The sequence below is a fragment of the Micromonospora sp. NBRC 110037 genome (assembly GCF_001652995.1).
GTDB classification, from domain to species: domain Bacteria; phylum Actinomycetota; class Actinomycetes; order Mycobacteriales; family Micromonosporaceae; genus Micromonospora; species Micromonospora chalcea.
In genome coordinates, this window is sequence record NZ_BBVA01000006.1 from 204722 (window position 1) to 217911 (window position 13190).

Consider the following 13190-nt stretch of genomic DNA (forward strand, 5'->3'; position numbering starts at 1 on the left):
TTCTGAGAATCTCCTCAGCCGCGGTCGGCGCGGGCGCGCGGAGGCTCGTCCGGGGCGGTGGCGACGTACTCGCGCATCACCTCGGTGACCTCGCGCAGGAACGCCGTGGTGGCCTCGGCCTGCTCGGGGGTGAGCCGGGAGACCGCCCGGTCGACGCCGACGAGCATCGGGCGCAGCGCCTCCAGCACCTCACCCACGCCGCTCTCGGTCACCTGGAGGCTGAGCCGACGCCGGTCGTGCGGGTGCGGGGCCCGGGCGACGTGACCGGCCTGCACCAGCCGGTCCACGAGCGTGGTCGCCGAGGCGGACCGGATGCCGAGCCGGTTGCCCAGTTCGACCGGGCCCAGTGGCTCCGGGCTGGAGATCAGGTGATGGATCGCGGCGGCGTCGGTCGAGTTGAGGCCCAGGCGGCGGGCCAGCGCGGCCCGGGTGTCACCGGCGATCCGCAGCACCTCGCGCAGCGCCCGGGAGGTCTCGCTGCTCGGCGGCGGACCCGGTGCGGGCTCCCCGGTTGACGGCACCCCCTCCATGGGATAAAGCTAGCACTTCGGGTAGCTAGAAAATCTAGCTAAAGGGAGGGCGCCATGCGCGGCGACGGGCGCGGACGCTGGTTCGGGCTGCTGGCCATCAGCCTCGGCGTAGCGATGATCATCGTGGACGCCACCATCGTGAACGTCGCGGTGCCGCAGATCATCCGGGACCTCGACATCACCTCCACCGACGCGCAGTGGGTGCAGGAGGCGTACACCCTGGTCTTCGCCGCGTTGCTGCTGGTCGCCGGCCGCTTCGCCGACCGGTCCGGACGGCGGCGGATGTTCCTCGTCGGCGTCACAGTGTTCGTGGTCGCCAGCGTCCTCGCCGCGCTCGCCGGCTCCGGCGAGACGCTCATCGCCGCCCGGGTGCTCCAGGGCGTCGGCGGGGCGATGATGCTGCCCACCTCGCTCTCCCTGCTCAACGCCAACTTCACCGGCCGGGAGAAGGGCATCGCGTTCGCCGTCTGGGGCTCCACCATCGGTGGCGCGGCAGCGCTCGGGCCGCTGCTCGGCGGCTGGCTCACCACCACGTACTCCTGGCGGTGGGCCTTCGGCATCAACGTCCCGGTCAGCCTCGCCGTGATCGTGGCGACGCTCGTGCTGGTGGCCGAGTCCCGCGACGACCGGGCCGAACGCGGCCTGGACCTCACCGGCGCGCTGCTCTCCGTGATCGGCATGACCGGCGTGGTCTTCGCGCTGATCGAGGGCCGCACCTACGGCTGGTGGGAGCGGGAACGGCCGTTCAGCCTCTTCGGGCTGGACTGGACCGCGTCGATCTCACCGGTGCCGGTGGCCGCGCTCCTCGGGCTCGCCGCGCTCGGGCTCTTCCTGACCCAGCAGGTACGCCGTAACCGGGCCGGCCGTCCGGCACTGCTCGACCTGTCGCTGTTCGGCATCGGCTCGTTCCGCAACGGCATCCTGGCCGCCGCGATCGTCAGCCTGGGCGAGTTCGGCCTGCTGTTCGCGCTGCCGCTGTGGTTCCAGAACGTGCTCGGCTACAGCGCCTTCCGGACCGGCCTGGCGCTGCTGCCGCTCGCCGTCGGCAGCTTCCTGGCCAGCGGCATCGGCGCGCCGCTGACCCAGCGCTGGGGCGCGGCCCGGGTGGTCCAGCTCGGTGTCGCCGCCGAACTGGTCGGCGTGGCCGGGCTCGGATTCGTGGTCGCGCCGGACACCAGCTGGTGGGCGCCGGTGGGCTTCCTGTTCGTCTACGGCGTCGGCGTCGGCCTGGCCACCGCCCAGCTCACCGGCGTCTCGCTGTCCGAGGTGCCGGTACGCCGCAGCGGCCAGGGCTCGGGCCTGCAGAGCACCGCCCGGCAGGTCGGCTCCGCGCTCGGCATCGCGGTCCTCGGCACCGTGCTCTTCGCCGGCCTCGGCGGGCTGCTCGGCGACCGCCTGGCCGACCAGCCCGGCCTCGACCCGGCCCAGCGGGACCAGGTGGTCAGCGCGGTCAAGGAGAGCGCCGGCGCGGCGATCGGCGGGCTGGAGGCGGACCCGCGTACCGCGCCGATCGCCGAGGAGGCGAAGGCGGCGTTCTCCGACGCCACCCGGTACGCGGCATTCGCGGGCGCCGGCTTCCTGCTGATCGGCCTGGTCGCCTGCCTGCGCCTGCCGACAGTTCGCCACGGGGAGACCGGGGAATCCCAGCCCGCCGAAGCGGAGCCGTCCCGGGCCTGAGCCGGGTTCCGCCGGTCGGCGTGGGCGGGCGGGGTCGCCGGGCCCGCGGCGGGTCATCCGCCGAGGGTCACCGCCAGCGCCGCGGCCACGAAGACGACCTGGAGCACGGTACGGACGCCGAGCGGCGTCACCGGGCGCCCGGCGAGCGTGAGGCGTCGCCGTGCGGCTGACACGTTGGCCGGGAACATGGCGAGCATCAGCAGTGCCAGCCCGGCCGCCGCCGGGCGCGCGGTGGCCGGGAACAGCAGCGCGAGCGCGCCGGCCAGTTCCAGTACGCCGGTCACTGTGACCAGCAGGTCCGGCCGGGGCAGGGACGGCGGGACCATCGCGATGAGGTCGTCGCGACGGGACGCGAAGTGGGCCACGCCGGTCAGCACGAACATCAGCGCCAGCCCGACCCGCAGCGCGGGGTGCCACCCGTCCAGGGCGTCCACGCCGAGCAGGCCGGCTATCCGGGCCAGCGCGGTGCCGGCGAGCAGTGCGATCAGGGGTGCCATTGTCGATCCCTCCGACGAAAATCTTGTCGCTGACAAGATTGCGGCGATGGTGCCATCTTGTCAATGACAAGTTAGGGTGACCACATGGCCTCGTACCACCACGGCGACCTCCGCCGCGTCCTGCTGAGCACCGCCGCCGAGGCGATCGCCGAGTCCGGACCGGCCGCGCTGAGCCTGCGTGAGCTGGCTCGGCGCGCCGGGGTCTCGCACGCCGCGCCGGCGCACCACTTCGGCGACAAGGCCGGGCTGCTCACCGCGTTCGCCACCCAGGGTTTCGACCTGCTCGCCGACGCGTTGCGGCAGGCCGGGGACGACCTGCTCGACACGGGCGTGGCCTACGTCGGGTTCGCGGTGCGGCACCGGGCGCACTTCGACGTCATGTTCCGGCCCGAGCTGTACCGGGCCGACGACCCGGAGCTGGTCGCCGCCCGCGCCCGCTCCGGCGACGTGCTGCGCGAGGGGGTGGCCCGGCACACCGGGCGGGAGCCGGACGCCGACGCGCTCGCCGCCTGGTCGATCGTGCACGGCTTCGCCACGCTCTGGCTCTCCGGCGCGCTGCCGCCACGGGTGGGCGACGACCCGGAGGCTGCCGCCCGTACCGTGATCAGGCGGTTGTTCGACTGAGCGGGACCGAACGTCACCAGCTCGTCGGCAGCGGCATCCCCTCGGTGTAGCCGGCGGCGCTCTGCACACCGACGAGCGCCCGCTCGTGGAACTCCTCCAGGCTGCGCGCGCCCGCGTACGTGAACGCGCTGCGCACCCCGGAGATGATCTCGTCGATCAGGTCCTCGACGCCGGGCCGGCTCGGGTCCAGATACATCCGGGCCGAGGAGATGCCCTCCTCGAAGATCGCCTTCCGGGCCCTGTCGAACGCGCTGTCCTCGGCCGTACGGGCGCTCACCGCACGCGAGGACGCCATGCCGAAGCTCTCCTTGTAGCGCCGCCCGTCGGCATCGGTGTAGAGGTCGCCGGGGGACTCGTAGGTGCCGGCGAACCAGGAGCCGATCATCACGTTCGACGCGCCCGCGGCCAGCGCCAGCGCCACGTCGCGCGGGTGGCGTACGCCGCCGTCGGCCCACACGTGCCGCCCCAGCGAGCGGGCCGCCGCCGCGCAGTCGAGCACCGCGGAGAACTGCGGACGGCCCACCCCGGTCATCATCCGGGTGGTGCACATCGCGCCCGGCCCGACACCCACCTTCACGATGTCCGCACCGGCGTCAACCAGGTCGCGTACGCCATCAGCGGTGACCACGTTCCCCGCCGCCACCGGCACCGGCGGGTCCAGCCGGCGGACCGCCCGCAGCGCCTGGAGCATCCGCTCCTGGTGCCCGTGCGCGGTGTCCACGACGAGCGTGTCCACCCCGGCCTCCAGCAGCGCGGCGGCCTTGCCGGTGACGTCGCCGTTGATGCCCACGGCGGCGGCGATCCGCAACCGCCCCCGGTCGTCCACCGCGGGCTTGTACAGCGTGGCGCGTAGCGCGCCCTGCCGGGTCAGCACCCCGACCAGGCGGCCGTCGCCGTCCACCACCGGCGCGATCCGCCGCCGGCCTGCCGACAGCCGGTCGAATCCGGTACGCGGGTCCGCGTCCGCCGGCACGGTGTGCAGCTCGGTCGACATCACGTGCCGGAGCTGGGCGAAGCGGTCCACCCCGACGGTGTCCGCCTCGGTCACCACGCCCATCGGCCGGCCGTCCCCGTCGACCACCACCACCGCGCCGTGCGACCGCTTCGGCAGCAGGTGGATGGCGTCGCCGACGGTGTCGGTCGGGCCGAGGGCGATCGCCGTGTCGTGCACCAGGTGCCGCTGCTTGACCCAGCCCACCACGTCGGCGACGACCTCGATCGGGATGTCCTGCGGGATCACCGCCACCGCGCCGCGCCGGGCCACCGTCTCGGCCATCCGCCGGCCGGCGACGGCCGTCATGTTCGCCACCACGAGCGGGATCGTGGTACCCGTCCCGTCGGTGGTGGCCAGGTCGACGTCGAGCCGGGAGCCCACCTCGGACCGGTTGGGCGCCATGAAGACGTCGTTGTAGGTCAGGTCGTGCGCGGGGACCGCGCCGTGAAGGAACCGCACCCGGCCATCATTCCCGCCCCGGGCCGTGCCCGCCCCCGGTGGTGGCTCACACCACCCGGCCTCGCGCTGTTAAGAAGGGGGCCCTTCACTACCTCAGGCGTTAAGAAGGGGCCCTTCCTTACACCTCAGGCGATGGTGCAGATCGCGGCGCCGGACGTGATCACCGCGCCGACCTCGGCGGCGAGCCCGCTGACCGTGCCGGCCTTGTGCGCGTGCAGCGGCTGCTCCATCTTCATCGCCTCCAGCACCACGACCAGGTCGCCCTCGGCCACCTCGTCGCCGTCGGCGACCGCGATCTTCACGATCGTGCCCTGCATCGGGGAGGTGAGCGTGTCGCCGCTGACCGCGGCACCCGCCTTGCCTCCGCCGCCCCGGCGGGCCGGCTTCTTCGCGGCGGGCGCGGCTGCCGCCGTACCCGCGCCGAGCCCGGCGGGGAGGACGACCTCCAGCCGCTTGCCGCCCACCTCGACCACGACGGTCTCGCGCTCGGCCGGCTCGTCGGCGGCGCCGGGGGCGGCGGTGAACGCCGGTACGGTGTTGTCCCACTCGGTCTCGATCCACCGGGTGTGCACGGTGAACGGTTCGGCGGTGAACGCCTCGTCGCGGATCACCAGGCGGTGGAAGGGCAGCGCGGTGGCCATGCCGTCGACCACCATCTCGTCGAGCGCCCGGCGGGCCCGCTCCAGCGCCTCGGCGCGCGTCTCGCCGACGATGATCACCTTGGCGAGCAGCGAGTCGAAGTTGCCGCCGATCACATCGCCGGCCGAGATGCCGGTGTCCACCCGCACGCCCGGCCCGGAGGGCAGGCGCAGCGCGGTGACGGTGCCCGGGGCGGGCAGGAAGTTGCGGCCCGGGTCCTCGCCGTTGATCCGGAACTCGATGGCGTGTCCGCGCGGCGTCGGGTCCTCGGTGAAGCGCAGCTTCTCCCCGTCGGCGATGCGGAACTGCTCGCGTACCAGGTCGATGCCGGCGGTCTCCTCGGTCACCGGGTGCTCGACCTGCAGCCGCGTGTTCACCTCCAGGAAGGAGATCGTGCCGTCCGCGCCGACCAGGTATTCCACGGTGCCGGCGCCGTGGTAGCCGGCCTCGCGGCAGATGGCCTTGGCGCTGTCGTGGATCTGGGCGCGCTGGGCGTCGGTGAGGAACGGCGCGGGCGCCTCCTCGACCAGCTTCTGGTGCCGGCGCTGCAACGAGCAGTCCCGGGTGCCCACCACGATCACGTTGCCGTGCTGGTCGGCCAGCACCTGCGCCTCGACGTGGCGCGGCTTGTCGAGGTAGCGCTCGACGAAGCACTCGCCCCGGCCGAACGCGGCGACCGCCTCGCGGGTGGCCGACTCGAACAGGTGCGGGATCTCCTCCATGGTGCGGGCGACCTTGAGGCCACGCCCGCCACCGCCGAAGGCGGCCTTGATGGCGACCGGCAGGCCGTGGTCGACGGCGAACGCCATCACCTCGTCCGCGTTGCCCACCGGGTCCGGGGTGCCGGGCACCAGCGGCGCGCCGGCCCGCTGCGCGATGTGCCGGGCGGTCACCTTGTCGCCGAGGTCGCGGATCGCCTGCGGGGTGGGGCCGATCCAGGTGAGCCCGGCGTCGATGACGGCCTGGGCGAAGTCGGCGTTCTCGGAGAGGAAGCCGTAGCCGGGGTGCACCGCGTCCGCGCCGGACCGGGCCGCGACGTCGATCAGCTTGTCGATGCGCAGGTAGCTGTCCGCGGCGGTGTCGCCGCCGAGCGCGTACGCCTCGTCGGCGAGCGTGGCGTGCAGGGCGTCCCGGTCGGAGTCCGCGTAGACGGCGACGCTCGCCAGGCCGGCGTCGCGACAGGCGCGAATGACGCGGACGGCGATCTCGCCGCGGTTGGCGATGAGAACCTTGCGCACCTTGAGGCTCCTCCCGGGAGGTCGTTGCCGGGAGTTTAGCGGCCTACCTGCGGAGCCTAACGATCGCTCAGTGTGGGATGCGGCACTGTAGTCAAATTTGCCTATTACGCTTGTCCGGTGTCGGCAACGAGGATGATGATTCTGGGCCTGGTCCGGTGGATGCAGCCGGTGCACGGCTACGACGTGCGCCGTGAGCTGCTGAGCTGGAGCGCGGACAAGTGGGCCAACGTGCAGCCCGGCTCGATCTACCACGCGCTGCGCAAACTCACCGACGAGGGCCTGCTGCGGACCGTCTCGGTCGAGCAGGTGGGCGCCCGCCCGGCCCGCACCACGTACGAGGTGACGGCGAAGGGGGAGGACGAGTTCGAGACGCTGCTGCGCGCGCAGTGGTGGCAGGTGCAGGAGCCGCCGGACCCGTTCGTGGCGGCGTTCTCCTTCCTGCCGGCGATGCCGCGCGAGGAGGCCGCGGCGGCGCTGCGCAACCGGGCGAACCTCCTTCGCGCCGGGGTCGAGTCGATGCGCGCCTCGCTCGACTCGGACTGGGTACGCACCCGCAAGCCGGTGCACGTCGGGTGGATGTTCGAGCTGTGGCTGGCCCGCGCCGAGGCGGAGACGGCGTGGTGCGAGCGGATCGCGGAGCGGATCGAGTCGGGAGTGTCGTACCTGCCGGATGGGATGGAGCGGGCCGAGGGCTGGTCGGGCTGGACCGACGGCTCCCGGTGACACGACATAATCAACGTTGACCAAAGAAGCTATATCGCGTTAGCCTCGGCAGGAATCGCGGGGGATTCGTGCGTCCTCGCGGACGATCGGCGGCCGGTCAGGCCCGCCCGGACGACCAGGAGCAGAAATGATCGAGACCAGGGGGTTGCGGAAGTCGTACCGCTCCCGCGAGGGTCGCGAGACGAAGACCGTGGACGCCGTCCGCGGCGTCAACCTCGACGTCGCCGAGGGGGAGATCTTCGGCTTCCTCGGGCCCAACGGCGCCGGCAAGACCACCACGCTGCGGATGCTCGCCACGCTCATCGAGCCGGACGGCGGCGAGGCCACCGTGGCCGGCGCCGACCTGCGCAAGGACCCGGCCGAGGTGCGCCGCAGGATCGGGTACGTGGCCCAGGGCGGCAGCACCTGGGACGAGTCGAGCGCCCGCGAGGAGCTGGTGCTCCAGGCCCGCCTCTACGGCATTGGCAAGGCCGAGGCGCACCGACGCGCCGAGCGCGCGCTCGAAGCCTTCCAGCTCACCGAGTACGCCGACCGCAAGTGCAAGACCTACTCCGGCGGCCAGCGCCGGCGGGTCGAGATCGCGCTCGGCATCATCCACGAGCCGAAGATCGTCTTCCTGGACGAGCCGACCACCGGCCTCGACCCGCAGAGCCGCGCGCACATGTGGGACGAGATCCGCCGGCTGCGTACCGAGGGGATGACCGTCTTCATCACCACGCACTACCTGGACGAGGCGGACGCGCTCTGCGACCGCATCGCGATCATGGATCACGGCGAGATCGTCGCCGAGGGCACGCCGGCCGAGCTGAAGCGGGAGATCTCCGGCGAGGTGGTGATCGTCGGACTGGACGCCCCGAGCACCCCGCGCGCCGCCGAACTGCTCGACACCGAGGCGTACGTGAGCAAGCTGGAGACCGTCGACGAGGGCGGCCTGCGCCTCTACGTCGACGAGGGCGCCACCGCCATCCCGCAGGTGCTGCGCCGCCTCGACCACGCCGGGCTGGACCTGCGCTCGATCGAGCTGCACCGGCCCAGCCTCGACGACGTCTTCCTCACCAAGACCGGCCGCTCGCTGCGCGAGTCCTGACCCCCGGAGAAGCTGTCATGAAACTCGCCCGCGACACCTGGCTGATCTTCCAGCGCCAGACGCAACTGCTGCTGCGCAACCCGGTGTGGATCTTCGTCGGCGTCTTCCAGCCGGTGATGTACCTGCTCCTGTTCGCCCCGCTGCTCAAGCCCGCGCTGAACGCCCCGACGCAGGCCGCCGCGTACAAGATCTTCGTGCCCGGCCTGCTCGTGCTGCTGGCCATCTTCGGCGGCCTGTTCCAGGGCTTCGGCCTGATCGCCGAACTGCGCGCCGGCGTGATCGAACGCTCCCGGGTCACCCCGGTCAGCCGGCTCGCGCTGCTGCTCGGCCGGTCCCTGCGTGACGTGGTCTCGCTGATCGCGCAGGCGATCATCATCACGCTGCTGGCGCTCGCGTTCGACCTGCGCGTCTTCATCGGCAACCTGCTCCTGGCGTACCTGATGCTCGCCCTCATCGCGCTGATGACCTCGGCCGTCTCCTACGGCATCGCGCTCAAGGTCAAGAGCGAGGACGCGCTCGCCCCGCTCATGAACACCGTCGCGCAGCCGGTCCTGCTGCTCTCCGGCATCCTGCTGCCGCTCACCTTCGCCCCCGGCTGGCTCCAGGGCGTGGCCAAGTGGAACCCGTTCTCCTGGGCGGTCGAGGGCACGCGCGCGCTGTTCAACGGCGACCTCGGCAACGACCGCGTCTGGCAGGGCCTCGGCATCATCGCGGTGCTCGCCGCTGCAGGCGTTTTCTGGGCCGCCCGCCAGTTCGCCCGCAGTGTCCGCTGACCAGGGGAGACGTACCTCTCAGGAGGCAGGGGGCACCGGCGCCACGCGCGTAGCGTGGGCCGGTGCCCCGCCTCACCCGTGACCGGATCACCTGGCTGACCTACGCCCAGCTCGGTCTCTGGGGCTTCTTCCTCTACGGATTCGGCCCGGTCGTACCGCTGCTCCGCGACGAACAGGGCACCAGCGCCGCCGTCGCCGGCCTGCACAGCACCGGCATCGCCGTCGGCGCGCTGGCCGGCGGAGCGCTGTTCGCCCCGATCGCCCGCCGCCTCGGCCGCGGCCCCGCCATCTGGCTCGGCCTCGCCGGCGTCGCCGCCGGCGTCACCGCGCTCGGCCTGCTCCGCCCGCTACCGGCCACGCTCGCCGCCGTCGCGGTCATCGCCACCTTCGGCATGATGATCGTCAGTGGCGTCAGCGTGGTGCTCACCGCCCGGCACGGACCCGCCGCCCCCGCCGCGCTCACCGAGGCCAACGCCGCGTGCGCCGGCATGGGCATCCTGGCGCCGCTGACCATCGGCGCCAGCGTCGACGCCGGCCTCGGCTGGCGACCGCTGATGGCCGTCGAGGTCGGGCTGATCACGCTTGTCGCGCTCGCGGCTCTGACCTTCCGGGTACGCGGGCCGAACCGCGCCCCCGCTGTCGCGGCTGCCGGCACACCGGTCGCCGTGGCCGCATCCACCCGGGTGCCCGCCGTCCCCACGTCCGGGGTGGCCGAGGCCACCGCGCCCGCTCCGGCAGTACCCGCCGTCGGCGCATCCGACGCCGCCGTGCCCGCTCCGGGCGCTCCCGTCACCGTGTCGTCCGGGGGTGCCGCGCCTGTGCCCGCTTCGGCCGTGCCCGCGCCGGGGTTGCCGGCGTCGGAGGCGCCCGCCTCCGGGGTGCGTGGGGCAGCGGGGCGGCTGCCGCGTGCGTACTGGATCGCCTGGGTTCTGATGTCCGTCACCGGGTCGATCGAGGTCTGCCTGTCGCTCTGGACCGCCGACGTGCTGCGGACCCACGCCGGGCTGAGCGCGGGCGGGGCGTCGGCGGCGGTGGCCGCGATCGTCTGCGGCATGTTCGCCGGCCGGATCGCCGGTGGCCGGGCCGCGCTGCGCTGGCCGCCGGTGCCGCTGCTGCTCGGCGCGCTCACCGTCTCGCTGGCCGGGTTCGCGCTGTTCTGGGGCAGTACGGTCGGCTGGCTCGCCGTCACCGGCCTGGTCGTGCTCGGCCTGGGCAACGCGCTGCACTACCCGCTGGCGATCTCCATCGCGCTCGCAGTCGCCGGTCCGGCCGCCGACAAGGCGGCGGGCTGGTCGGCGTACTCGATGGGTGTGGGTTTCGGGATCGCGCCGGTCGCGCTCGGGTGGGTGGCCGACGGCGCCGGCCCGCACCCGGCGTTCCTGCTGCTGCCCGCGTTCATCGCGGTGGCGGTGCTGCTGACGGTGCGGCTGGGGCGTGCCTTGCCCGCGCCGGTCCGCGCGACCTGATCGACTCCGTTTCGGCGAGGTTGTGTTCGGGCCGGCTCAGAGCACTCGGGCGAGCGTGACGCCGTCGGCGATCGGCAGCATGACCGCCTCGACGCGCACGTCCGCGATCACCGCGTCGTTGAAGGCGGCGATCGCCCGGTCGTCGGCGTTGCGCGGGGCGAGCACCCGGCCGTCGCGCAGCGTGTTGTCGACGGCGACCACCGCGCCGGGGCGCATGCGCGGCACCAGCTCGTCCCAGTAGATCGGGTAGCCGACCTTGTCCGCGTCGATGAACGCGAAGTCCAGGTAACGCTCGCGGGGCAGCTCGCGCAGCGTCTGGGCGGCCGGGCCGATGCGCAGCTCGATCCGGTCCTGCACACCGGCGCGCTCCCAGTAGCGCCGGGCCACGCCCGTGTACTCCTCGGAGATGTCGAAGCAGGTCAGCCGCCCGCCATCGGCGAGCCCCCGGGCGATCGCCAGCGAGGAGAGGCCGGTGAACGTGCCCACCTCGACCGCCTGCCGTACGCCGAGCAGCCGGGTCAGGAACGTCAGGAACGCCGCCTGCTCCGGCGCGACCTGCATCACCGCCTCGGCGGGCAGGGCCGCCCGGGTCTCCTCGGCCAGCTCCCGGACGATCTCGTCCGGCGCGGACCCGTGGGCCACCAGATAGGCGTGCAGTTCCGGGGTGAGCGGCAGAGGCTTCGTGGTCATGTCCGGACGTTAGCCGAGATGCTCGATCTCCTGGCCCCCGGGCGCGACCTTCGTCCACAGGTCGACGATGCTCAGCTCCACCTCGGCGAGCAGCCGGCGCAGCAACGGCAGGGACAACCCCACCACCGTGCCCGGGTCACCCTCGATCCCGGTCAGGAACGCGCCGCCCAGCCCGTCGATGGTGAACGCGCCGGCAACGGCCAGCGGCTCGCCCGTCGCCACGTACGCGGCGATCTCCTCGTCGCTGATGTCGGCGAAATGCACAGTGGTCGACGCGACGGCCTCGGCCCGCGACTCGTGCGTCACGTCGATCAGACTGTGCCCGGTGTGCAGGACACCGCTGCGCCCGCGCATCCGCTGCCACCGCCGGGTGGCGTCCGCCGCGTCATCAGGCTTGCCGAGGATCTCACCGTCGAAGGCCAGCACCGAGTCACAGCCGAGCACGAGAGTGCGCTCATCCGGCGACGGCCGCAGCCGATCGCGTACGGCCTGCGCCTTCAACCGGGCCAACTCCAGACACAGATCCTCGGCGCGCTCGCTGACCACCTGCGACTCGTCCACGCCGCTGACCAGCACGTCGGGCTCGATGCCAGCGGCCTGGAGCAACTTGCGGCGGGCGGGAGACTGCGAGGCGAGCACGAGGCGCACCGGTACGGAGGTCGACACCCCGCCGACGCTACCGGCTGACCCTCGGCGGCGGGTCGTCGGCACGTCGGCGCCGACGCCAGAACAGGTATCCGCCGCCCGCCGCCACCAGCACACCCAGGGTGGCGAGCCCGCGTACGGTCGCGCTGCTGTCGTCGCCCTTTTCCGGGGCTGCCTCCGCCGACGCCGGTGGCGTGACGTTCGAGGACTCGAAGCCGAGCGGGGGGACATCAGCGGTGAGCGCCGCTACCAGGTCGATGACGCCATAGCCGTACTGGTCGTCGCGGCCTGGTGGTCCCTTGTCGACGGCGGTGGCGGTCAGCCGGTGGGCGACTTCCTGCGCGGGGAGGTTGGGGTACTTGGAGCGGATCAGGGCAGCAGCGCCGGCAACAATCGCGGTAGCACTGGATGTCCCCGTGCCCTTCGAATATTTGCCGCCGTAGCTGGTGCTGTAGATATCAACGGCTGGGGCAACAATATCAATCTCTGGCCCGCGGACTGAAACGGAAGCGTGGTTTCCCGTGCGGTCTACTCCTCCGACTGCAATTACACCGGGCTCACTTGCGGGATAGCCAACATGAGTGTCGTCGGGGGCGTTTCCGGCAGCTGCGACAACGATAATGTTGGCCGAAAGGGCAGCCCGAGTTGCGTTAACCAACTCGGGGCTTGATGCGCCGCTACTGGAGACGCTAATTATATCGGCATGTTGCGAGATTGCGTAGCGTATCCCCGAAGCGAGGTCATCTGCTTCTCCTATATTGTTCCCGCCGGAGGACTGGATTGGCAAGATCTTTGCCGCCGGGGCAATCCCAATCGCTCCTGTTCCGTCTGACTGCCCATGCGCGGCGATTAGGCCGGCCATGCTGGTGCCGTGACTGTTCAGGTCACTGCGGCCGTCGCCGGACCTGCCCGCTATTGTTGTCGTCCCGGGAAGTAGATTACTTAGTAGGTCTGGGTGGGGGTCAACGCCGGTGTCAGGAACTGCAACTAGCACCCCGCTCCCGCGGCTGATTGAATTGGCGTCATCCGCCCGTAAGTAGCGCAGGTGCCACTGGTCTGCCCGTATGAGGTCTGCGGGCGCAGTCGGTGCTGCGATCATTTGTTGTGCCGGTAGGGCTCCGAGGAGTGTCAGAAGTGCTGCCAGGAGC

Annotated in this window: 13 protein-coding genes; 6 read left to right on the forward strand and 7 right to left on the reverse strand. The window is 72.2% G+C overall.

What is annotated here, in order from left to right:
• Window positions 1–14: 14 nt before the first annotated feature.
• Window positions 15–530 carry a MarR family winged helix-turn-helix transcriptional regulator gene (locus A4R25_RS19375; RefSeq protein ID WP_064447643.1) on the reverse strand — a complete coding sequence of 172 codons (516 nt, stop codon included), beginning with the start codon at window positions 528–530 and terminating at the stop codon, window positions 15–17.
• Between the two features lie 54 nt (window positions 531–584).
• On the opposite strand from A4R25_RS19375, the gene A4R25_RS19380 reads away from it, so the two are divergent.
• The gene (locus tag A4R25_RS19380) at window positions 585–2207 is read left to right on the forward strand and encodes an MFS transporter (protein ID WP_043326702.1); all 1623 of its coding nucleotides are present in this window, start codon (window positions 585–587) and stop codon (window positions 2205–2207) included.
• Between the two features lie 53 nt (window positions 2208–2260).
• On the opposite strand, the gene A4R25_RS19385 is transcribed toward A4R25_RS19380, so the two are convergent.
• Window positions 2261–2704 (reverse strand): DoxX family membrane protein, encoded by a 444-nt coding sequence (locus A4R25_RS19385; protein WP_064447644.1) that lies wholly within the window; start codon window positions 2702–2704, stop codon window positions 2261–2263.
• An 84-nt stretch (window positions 2705–2788) separates the two neighbouring features.
• On the opposite strand from A4R25_RS19385, the gene A4R25_RS19390 reads away from it, so the two are divergent.
• Entirely contained in the window at window positions 2789–3328 is a 540-nt protein-coding gene (locus tag A4R25_RS19390) for a TetR/AcrR family transcriptional regulator (RefSeq protein ID WP_064447645.1), read from the forward strand.
• Between the two features lie 13 nt (window positions 3329–3341).
• Here A4R25_RS19390 and A4R25_RS19395 read toward each other — a convergent pair whose 3' ends face one another.
• Complete coding sequence (locus tag A4R25_RS19395; RefSeq protein WP_064447646.1) at window positions 3342–4781, reverse strand: GuaB1 family IMP dehydrogenase-related protein; 1440 nt, start codon at window positions 4779–4781, stop codon at window positions 3342–3344.
• A gap of 125 nt (window positions 4782–4906) precedes the next feature.
• Window positions 4907–6658 carry a biotin carboxylase N-terminal domain-containing protein gene (locus A4R25_RS19400; protein ID WP_064447647.1) on the reverse strand — a complete coding sequence of 584 codons (1752 nt, stop codon included), beginning with the start codon at window positions 6656–6658 and terminating at the stop codon, window positions 4907–4909.
• A 132-nt stretch (window positions 6659–6790) separates the two neighbouring features.
• Between A4R25_RS19400 and A4R25_RS19405 the strand changes: the two genes are divergently transcribed.
• From A4R25_RS19405 to A4R25_RS19420, 4 genes are all read left to right on the forward strand, one after another.
• A complete protein-coding gene (locus A4R25_RS19405; protein ID WP_043326691.1) occupies window positions 6791–7381 on the forward strand; it encodes a PadR family transcriptional regulator in 591 nt (196 codons plus the stop codon).
• 127 nt (window positions 7382–7508) lie between these two features.
• Window positions 7509–8468 carry an ATP-binding cassette domain-containing protein gene (locus A4R25_RS19410; protein ID WP_064447648.1) on the forward strand — a complete coding sequence of 320 codons (960 nt, stop codon included), beginning with the start codon at window positions 7509–7511 and terminating at the stop codon, window positions 8466–8468.
• Window positions 8469–8485: 17 nt separating this feature from the next.
• The gene (locus A4R25_RS19415) at window positions 8486–9241 is read left to right on the forward strand and encodes an ABC transporter permease (RefSeq protein ID WP_013284036.1); all 756 of its coding nucleotides are present in this window, start codon (window positions 8486–8488) and stop codon (window positions 9239–9241) included.
• 62 nt (window positions 9242–9303) lie between these two features.
• Window positions 9304–10707: a sugar MFS transporter gene (locus tag A4R25_RS19420; protein ID WP_043326683.1), complete on the forward strand. Its 1404-nt coding sequence runs from the start codon at window positions 9304–9306 to the stop codon at window positions 10705–10707.
• A gap of 36 nt (window positions 10708–10743) precedes the next feature.
• Here A4R25_RS19420 and A4R25_RS19425 read toward each other — a convergent pair whose 3' ends face one another.
• Genes A4R25_RS19425 through A4R25_RS30740 form a run of 3 tightly spaced genes read right to left on the reverse strand, consistent with a single transcriptional unit; the run spans window position 10744 to window position 13141 of the window.
• Window positions 10744–11397 carry an O-methyltransferase gene (locus A4R25_RS19425; protein ID WP_064447649.1) on the reverse strand — a complete coding sequence of 218 codons (654 nt, stop codon included), beginning with the start codon at window positions 11395–11397 and terminating at the stop codon, window positions 10744–10746.
• Window positions 11398–11406: 9 nt separating this feature from the next.
• Entirely contained in the window at window positions 11407–12063 is a 657-nt protein-coding gene (locus A4R25_RS19430; RefSeq protein WP_043326679.1) for a nucleoside triphosphate pyrophosphatase, read from the reverse strand.
• Between the two features lie 10 nt (window positions 12064–12073).
• Entirely contained in the window at window positions 12074–13141 is a 1068-nt protein-coding gene (locus tag A4R25_RS30740; RefSeq protein ID WP_082931073.1) for a S8 family serine peptidase, read from the reverse strand.
• Window positions 13142–13190 lie beyond the last annotated feature (49 nt).